Genomic DNA, 7,277 nt, shown 5'->3' on the forward strand with positions numbered 1-7,277 from the left:
GGTCGGGGCCGGTCCGGGGCGAACATTCCGGACGGCATGATTTACGGCCGTTGCCGTGCACCGTTATGTGAAGCACTCATTGGCCGCAAATCACGCCCCTGGCCTTCGGCATGGGGAACCCCGGAGTGTCCGGAACGTCCGCCCCTACCCGTCCCCTCCCGCCGTCGCCCGGCTGCGGGTCCGGCGTGGGCCGGGCCGGGGGCGGTACGGGCACGTTGTCCGGGTGCGAGCGCGTGGTCGGCGCGGGGACGGCGCCGGGTTCCGCGCCGGTGGCCGGACGCGGCGCCGGGCGCCGCTCACTCGGTCTCGTCCCGCGGGGCGGGTTCGTTCCAGCGCGGATCGTTCTCCCACCGCTCGTTGCGCTCGCGCGCCGTGTCCATCGCCTGTTCGGCCTCGGCGCGCGACGAGTACGGCCCCAGGCGGTCCTTGGCCGGGCACTCGGGGCCTTCCTCGACCGTATGGTGTGCGAGGCAGTAGAACCACTCGCCGGACTTGCCTGTCGCCTTGCGCTTGAAGAGTGCCATGTGGTTCATGCTGCCCTGCCGGGGCGTCGCCTATCACGGTTAGACTCGCGCACATGTCTGGCCAGTCGCTTCTCGTTCCCGGCACCGTATCCCCGCACCGCGGCGTGCCCGCCTCGATCCCCCGCCCGGAGTACGTGGGCAAGGACGCCCCGACGCCGTACACCGGTCCCGAGGTGCAGGATTCCGAGACGGTCGAGAAGATGCGGATCGCGGGACGGATCGCCGCCCGCGCCATGGCGGAGGCCGCCAAGCACATCGCTCCCGGCGTGACCACCGACAAGCTCGACGAGGTCGCGCACGAGTACCTGTGCGACCACGGCGCCTACCCCTCGACGCTGGGGTACCGGAAGTTCCCCAAGTCGCTGTGCACCTCGGTCAACGAGGTCATCTGCCACGGGATTCCGGACTCCACCGTGCTGCGCGACGGGGACATCGTGAACCTGGACGTGACGGCGTACATCCACGGTGTGCACGGCGACAACAACGCCACCTATCTGTGCGGGGACGTGGACGAGGAGTCGCGGCTGCTGGTGGAGCGGACGCGCGAGTCGCTGAACCGCGCGATCAAGGCGGTGCGGCCGGGCCGGCAGATCAACGTCATCGGCCGGGTCATCGAGTCGTACGCCAAGCGCTTCGGTTACGGGGTGGTGCGCGACTTCACCGGGCACGGCATCAACAGCTCGTTCCACTCCGGTCTGATCATCCCCCACTACGACGACCCGCGGGCGACGACGGTGATGAAGCCGGGCATGACGTTCACCATCGAGCCGATGCTGACGCTGGGCACCCACGAGTGGGAGATGTGGGAGGACGGCTGGACGGTGGTGACCAAGGACCGGAAGCGGACGGCGCAGTTCGAGCACACGCTCGTGGTCACCGACTCGGGGGCGGAGATCCTGACACTGCCCTGACTGTTTTCCGACAAGCTGTCGGCAAGCCGTTGACTTGCGGGCCGGGTCGGCGAGAATCGGTCGGGTCCGGCGGTGCTTCCGTGGCGCCGTCCTCTTACGCCGTCTGGTCCCCGGAGGCCCGCCTTGGTCGCGTCCGCCACGACTCCGTTCTCCGTCCTCATCCGTGAGGCCTCCCGGCAGCAGCACACGGAGGCGGAGGGTTCCGCGTTCATGGGCGCCCTGCTGGGCGGCAGGCTGGGGGTGGAGGCGTACCGGCGCTACACCGAGCAGCTCTGGTTCGTCTACCGCGCCCTGGAGGACGGGGCTCAGGGGCTGGCCGGTGATCCGGTGGCAGGGCCGTTCCTGTGGCCCGAGCTGGCCCGTACCGCCGCTCTGGAGCGCGACCTGACCCATCTGCACGGTGGGGAGGGCTGGCGCGGGTCGCTGGTCCCGCTGCCGGCGACCGCCGCGTACGCCGGGCGGGTCGCCGAGCTGGCCGGCCGGTGGCCGGGCGGTTACGTCGCGCACCACTACACCCGTTATCTGGGTGATCTGTCCGGCGGCCAGATCATCCGGGGGAAGGCCGAGAAGGCCTGGGGCTTCGCGCGCAAGGGCGACGGCGTGCGCTTCTACGTCTTCGAGGGCATCGACAACCCGGCCGCGTTCAAGCGCGAGTACCGGGCGGCGCTGGACGCGGTGCCGGCGGACGATCTGGAGAAGCAGCGGATCGCCGAGGAGTGCCGCCGCGCCTTCGCGCTGAACACCGCCGTCTTCCGCGAGCTGGGCGAGGAGTTCCCGCTCAGCGCCTGACGGTTCCGGAACCGATTCGTGTCGCACCTCTTGACGCGGCGTCGGCGGTGGCGGTTGGTTGGGAGCGCTTCCACGCCAGACTGCCGGGTGTTCGCGTCCCGCCGGTCTGACATCGTTGTCAGCCATACGGTTCACTGGAGTGACAGATGAGACCACGCACCACCCGCAGGGCCGCCGTCTCGGGCGCCCTGCTCGGCTTACTGCTGCCGCTGTCCGGCCTGGGCCACAGCGCGCAGGCCGCGTCCGGGACCACCGGGAGCACTGCCGCCCCCGGCCTCCACGTCAGCGGCGGGCGCCTGCTGGAGGGCAACGGCAACGACTTCGTGATGCGGGGCGTCAACCACGCCCACACCTGGTTCACCGGCGAGCTCGACTCCCTGGCCCACATCAAGGCCAAGGGCGCCAACACCGTGCGGGTCGTGCTCAGCAGCGGCGACCGCTGGACGCGCAACGACGCCTCCGACGTGGCGAACGTCGTCTCCGAGTGCAAGGCCAACCGCCTCATCTGCGTGCTGGAGGTGCACGACACCACCGGCTACGGCGAGCAGAGCGGCGCGGCCTCCCTGGACCGGGCCGCGGACTACTGGATCAGCGTCAAGAGCGCGCTGGAGGGCCAGGAGGACTACATCGTCGTCAACATCGGCAACGAGCCGCACGGCAACAGCGGCTACGAGAACTGGGCCGACGACACCAGGGGCGCCATCGGCAAGCTGCGCGACGCCGGCTTCGACCACGCGCTGATGGTCGACGCCCCCAACTGGGGCCAGGACTGGTCGTTCACCATGCGCGACAACGCCGAGTCGGTCTTCGCCGCCGACCCCGACCGCAACACCGTGTTCTCCATCCACATGTACGGCGTCTTCGACACCGCCGCCGAGGTGCGCGACTACCTGGGCCGCTTCACCGACGCCGGACTGCCGATCGTGGTGGGCGAGTTCGGGCACGACCACAGTGACGGCAACCCGGACGAGGACGCGATCCTGGCCACCGCCGAACAGCTCGGCCTGGGTTACCTGGGCTGGTCCTGGAGCGGCAACGGCGGCGGCGTCGAGTACCTGGACATGGTCGAGGGCTTCGACCCGGACGCCATGACGAGCTGGGGCGAGCGCCTGTTCAACGGCGCGAACGGCATCGCCGCGACCGCGAAGGAGGCCACCGTATACGGCGGCTCCGGCGGCCCGGGCGACACCACCGCACCCACCCGGCCCGGCACCCCGGTGGCCTCCGGTGTGACCTCCACCGGCGCCACCCTGTCCTGGGCGGCCTCCTCCGACGACACCGGGGTGACCGCATACGACGTGGTGCGCGTCGACGGAGCCTCCGAGACGGCCGTGCGGAGCGTCACCGGCACCTCGGCGCAGCTCACCGGGCTGACGGCCGGCACCTCCTACACCTTCGCGGTGTACGCGCGGGACGCGGCCGGCAACCGCTCCGAGCGCTCGGCGACGGTGGAGGTCACCACGAGCCGGGGCGGCGACCCCGTGCCGGGAGCCTGCTCGGTCGGCTACCGGATCGTCGGCCAGTGGCAGGGCGGCTTCCAGGGCGAGGTGACCGTCCGCAACACCGGCGCGTCCGCGATCAGCGGCTGGACGCTGGGCTGGCGGTTCGCCGACGGCCAGACCATCACCAACATGTGGGGCGGCACCCCGAGCCAGAGCGGGGCGGCCGTCACCGTCGAGCCCGCCTCGTACACCGCGAACATCCCGGCGGGCGGCTCGGTGACCATCGGCTTCACCGGTACCTGGCGGGGCGGCAACACCGCTCCGGAGGCGTTCACACTCGACGGCTCCGCCTGCGCGGTGTCCTGACCGGGCGGGTGTGACGGCTGCCCGGCCCCGCCCCTTCGAACCGGCCCGGGGCGGGGCCGGGCAGGCTGTGTCCCGGGCCGGCCCATCCCGTCGCCCGGCCCCCGCGGGGCACCGGTAGGGTTCGGGCCGAGGAAGCCTCGTGATGGTCCGGGAGGGGTCGAGGAGAGTGCGGACGAAGGCGCGCGGGCTCAGGCGTGCGGTGGTGCTCGCGGCGGCGCTGGCCGCTGTGGCGGTGCTGCCGGGCTGCGTCACGGTGCACGGCGAGAGGGCCGTGGTCCCGGCGGTGACCGAGGCGGAGGCGGCGAAGGTCCTCGACCACTTCACCGAGACCAACAACGAGGCCAACCGCACCCACGACGCCTCCCTGAACGCCACCATCGAGACGGGTGCGCTGGGCGCCGTCGACCAGGCCGGGCTGCGGGCCCGCCGCGCCGTCCACCCGGACGGCAGCCCCGACCACCGGGACCTGGAGCTGACCGATGCCCGTTTCCTGATACCGCGGCAGGCGGGCTGGCCGAAGTTCTTCGTCGCCGACACCGCCTCCAGTCAGAGCCCCGGCAAACGCTGGCTGCTGGTCTTCACCCGCGACGGCGTCGAGGAGAAGTGGAAGGCGTCGTACCTGTCGGTGCTGGACGCATCCGCCGTGCCGGAGTTCGCCGAGGACGACGAGGGCCACGTCGAGGCCGTCCCCACCGGCGCGTCGGCCCGGCTGGCCGTCGCGCCGAAGGACCTGGGCGAGGCGTACACGGACTATCTGCGCGAGGGCGGCGACACCTTCGCCGACGGGCCGGCCACCAGCGGCCTGCGCCAGGAGCGGAAGAAGACGGCGGCGAACCCGGGCGCCCGCACCCAGTGGGCCGACCTCCCGGCCAAGGACGCGCGGTTCGCGCCGGTGGGTCTGCGCACCGGGGACGGCGGGGCGCTGGTGTTCTTCACCACTCACCACCAGATGCGGCAGACCGTCCCCCAGGGCTACAAGCCGCAGGTCAAGGACCCCTACGTCAAGGCCCTGATGGAGGGCACGCCGCAGCAGTCGGTGACGTACGTCCGCCTCGGCCTCCAGGCGGCGGCCGTGCCTCCGGCCGACGCCGGCGACCCGAAGGTCACGCTCGTCTACCGCCTCCAGCGCCTGACGGGCGCCAAGGGCGAGTGATCCGGGCGGCGGCCCCGGTGGCCCGGTGGTGACCTGGGCCCCGGCGCGTCAGCGCACCGGCCAGGGGGCGGCGTGGTCCGGCTCCTCCTGCGCGTGCGTGGCGCACGCGTCCGTCAGCGCCTCCAGCATCGTCAGCGGGTCGGGCAGCGGGCGCTCGGGGGCGCGCAGCCAGCCCACCGCCGAATCGGAGTCGTCGCCGGGCAGCCGGGCGGGGGGTACGAGCACGTAGCTGCCGCGGCAGTGCCATCGCAGGCCCGGATGGTCCTCCAGGGTCTCGGGGTGGCAGTCCAGCTCGCACGGCCACCACTCGTCCTCGTCGTCCGGGGTGCCTCGGGTGGCGGTGAAGAACAGCATCCGTCCCGTCCGGGGGTCGGTGCCGCACACCGCCACCGGCCCGACCTCGACGCCCTCGGCCTCCAGCCGCTCCAGCGCGGCCCGCCCCGCGCCCACGGGCACGTCCAGCACGTCGTGGGTGCGGCCGGTTGCGGTGATGAAGTTGGCCGACGGCTGGCCGGCGGCCCAGCGGGCGATCTGCTCGGGGTCGGTGGTGGCCTGTGTCTGCCAGGCGAAGGAGACCGGGTGCCGGCCGGGGGTGGGGCAGCCGATGCGGTCGCAGGAACAGCCGTAGCCCTCGGGGTGCGCGGCGGGGGCCAGGGGGAAGCCGGCGGCGGCGGCCGTCAGCAGCAGGTCCTCCCGGACGCGGGCCGCTTCCCGCACGGCGCTCGCGTGCGCACCGCCGCGGGAGCGTCGGCGCAGCCACCGGGAGAATCTGCTTTCGCGTTCCATCGGACTCCTAGCGCTGGGACCACCGGCCTCGGCCTGTGGGGGAATCGCTTCCCTGGTTTGCGGTGCTCGGCCGGTCCCGCGGGGCGTCGGGGCGGGCCGGGCAGCGACCTCCGACTTGGAAAAGCCTCTCCTCACGGGAGGGGAGCGGAGATCGCGTACCGCCCCACGCGCGACCTGAGCCGTGGGTTTCGAGGGTACGAAACCGAGCGCCTTCGGCCGGGCGGAATCCGCGGATCCCGGACGGCCTTCTCCATCCTGCTCCTTCCGCGCCCCCGATGAGTAATCGAACGGTGGTCGCGATGGTCACAGCAGGCCCGGCCCGACCGGTCCGTCCGGCCCGCCGTGAGACCGCCCTGCTCCGTACAGCGGAAATCCTCCTCCCGGACAGGACAGGGAGGCCCGGCCGGGTGGACGATGTGCTGACACAGCGCGACACCTCCGGCACACAGCGATCCTGTGAGGAGCCCTTCGTGTACACACCCCGCCGCTATCTGATGTGCCCACCGGCGTACTTCGCGGTCACCTACTCCATCAACCCGTGGATGGACCCCGCCAAGCCCGTGGACCTCCCGCTGGCCGTGGCCCAGTGGGAGGCCCTGCGCGACACCTACCGCTCGCTCGGCCACACCGTCGAGGAGCTGGCGCCCGACCCGGAGCTGCCCGACATGGTGTACGCCGCCAACGGCGCGCTCGTCGTGGACGGCCGGGTGCTGGGCGCCCGCTTCGCCCATCCGGAGCGGGCGCGGGAGGCCGCGGCGCACCGGGAGTGGTACCGGGCGCACGGCTTCGCCGAGGTGCGCGAGCCGGAGCACGTCAACGAGGGCGAGGGGGACTTCGCCGTCACCGCGTCCTGGCTGCTGGCCGGGCGCGGCTTCCGCAGCAGTCCGCTGTCCCACTCCGAGGCGCAGGAGTTCTTCGGCCGCCCGGTCGTCGGCCTGGATCTGGTGGATCCGCGCTTCTACCACCTGGACACGGCGCTGTGCGTGCTGGACGACACCCGCGACGACGCCGTCATGTACTACCCGGAGGCGTTCTCGCCCGGTAGCCGGGCGGTACTGGCCCGGCTCTTCCCCGACGCGGTCGTCGCCGGGGAGGCCGACGCCCGCGCCTTCGGTCTGAACGCGGTCAGCGACGGGCACCACGTGCTGCTGCCCCAGGCGGCGGTGGGGCTGTTCGAGCCACTGCGCGAGCGCGGTTACGAGCCGGTCGGCGTCGATCTGGGGGAGCTGCTCAAGGGCGGCGGCAGTGTGAAGTGCTGCACGGCGGAGCTGCGCGGCTGATCCGGGGCCGCCGGCCGGTTCGGGGT

The 7,277-nt window shown here is 72.4% G+C and carries 7 protein-coding genes; 5 read left to right on the top strand and 2 right to left on the bottom strand.

Annotated elements, in window-relative coordinates:
* Positions 1 to 296: 296 nt before the first annotated feature.
* Complete coding sequence (locus tag L7D48_RS23435; RefSeq protein WP_237882181.1) at positions 297 to 524, bottom strand: hypothetical protein; 228 nt, start codon at positions 522 to 524, stop codon at positions 297 to 299.
* Positions 525 to 577: 53 nt separating this feature from the next.
* Between L7D48_RS23435 and map the strand changes: the two genes are divergently transcribed.
* The 4 genes from map (at position 578) to L7D48_RS23455 (ending at position 5,185) form a co-directional block, all read left to right on the top strand.
* A complete protein-coding gene (map, locus tag L7D48_RS23440; RefSeq protein WP_237882183.1) occupies positions 578 to 1,435 on the top strand; it encodes a type I methionyl aminopeptidase in 858 nt (285 codons plus the stop codon).
* Positions 1,436 to 1,558: 123 nt separating this feature from the next.
* Positions 1,559 to 2,224, top strand: coding sequence for a heme oxygenase (biliverdin-producing) (locus L7D48_RS23445; RefSeq protein WP_237882185.1), 666 nt, complete (start codon positions 1,559 to 1,561; stop codon positions 2,222 to 2,224).
* Positions 2,225 to 2,370: 146 nt separating this feature from the next.
* Positions 2,371 to 4,032 carry a cellulase family glycosylhydrolase gene (locus L7D48_RS23450; RefSeq protein WP_237882187.1) on the top strand — a complete coding sequence of 554 codons (1,662 nt, stop codon included), beginning with the start codon at positions 2,371 to 2,373 and terminating at the stop codon, positions 4,030 to 4,032.
* Between the two features lie 166 nt (positions 4,033 to 4,198).
* Positions 4,199 to 5,185 carry a hypothetical protein gene (locus L7D48_RS23455; RefSeq protein WP_237882189.1) on the top strand — a complete coding sequence of 329 codons (987 nt, stop codon included), beginning with the start codon at positions 4,199 to 4,201 and terminating at the stop codon, positions 5,183 to 5,185.
* Positions 5,186 to 5,233: 48 nt separating this feature from the next.
* Here the strand turns inward: L7D48_RS23455 and L7D48_RS23460 are convergent, their stop codons facing one another.
* Complete coding sequence (locus tag L7D48_RS23460) at positions 5,234 to 5,971, bottom strand: bifunctional DNA primase/polymerase (protein WP_237882191.1); 738 nt, start codon at positions 5,969 to 5,971, stop codon at positions 5,234 to 5,236.
* Positions 5,972 to 6,465: 494 nt separating this feature from the next.
* On the opposite strand from L7D48_RS23460, the gene ddaH reads away from it, so the two are divergent.
* Positions 6,466 to 7,251, top strand: coding sequence for a dimethylargininase (gene ddaH / locus L7D48_RS23465; RefSeq protein ID WP_237882193.1), 786 nt, complete (start codon positions 6,466 to 6,468; stop codon positions 7,249 to 7,251).
* The last annotated feature ends 26 nt before the right edge of the window (positions 7,252 to 7,277 follow it).

This window comes from Streptomyces sp. ICN903 (assembly GCF_022015835.1).
GTDB classification, from domain to species: domain Bacteria; phylum Actinomycetota; class Actinomycetes; order Streptomycetales; family Streptomycetaceae; genus Streptomyces; species Streptomyces fenghuangensis.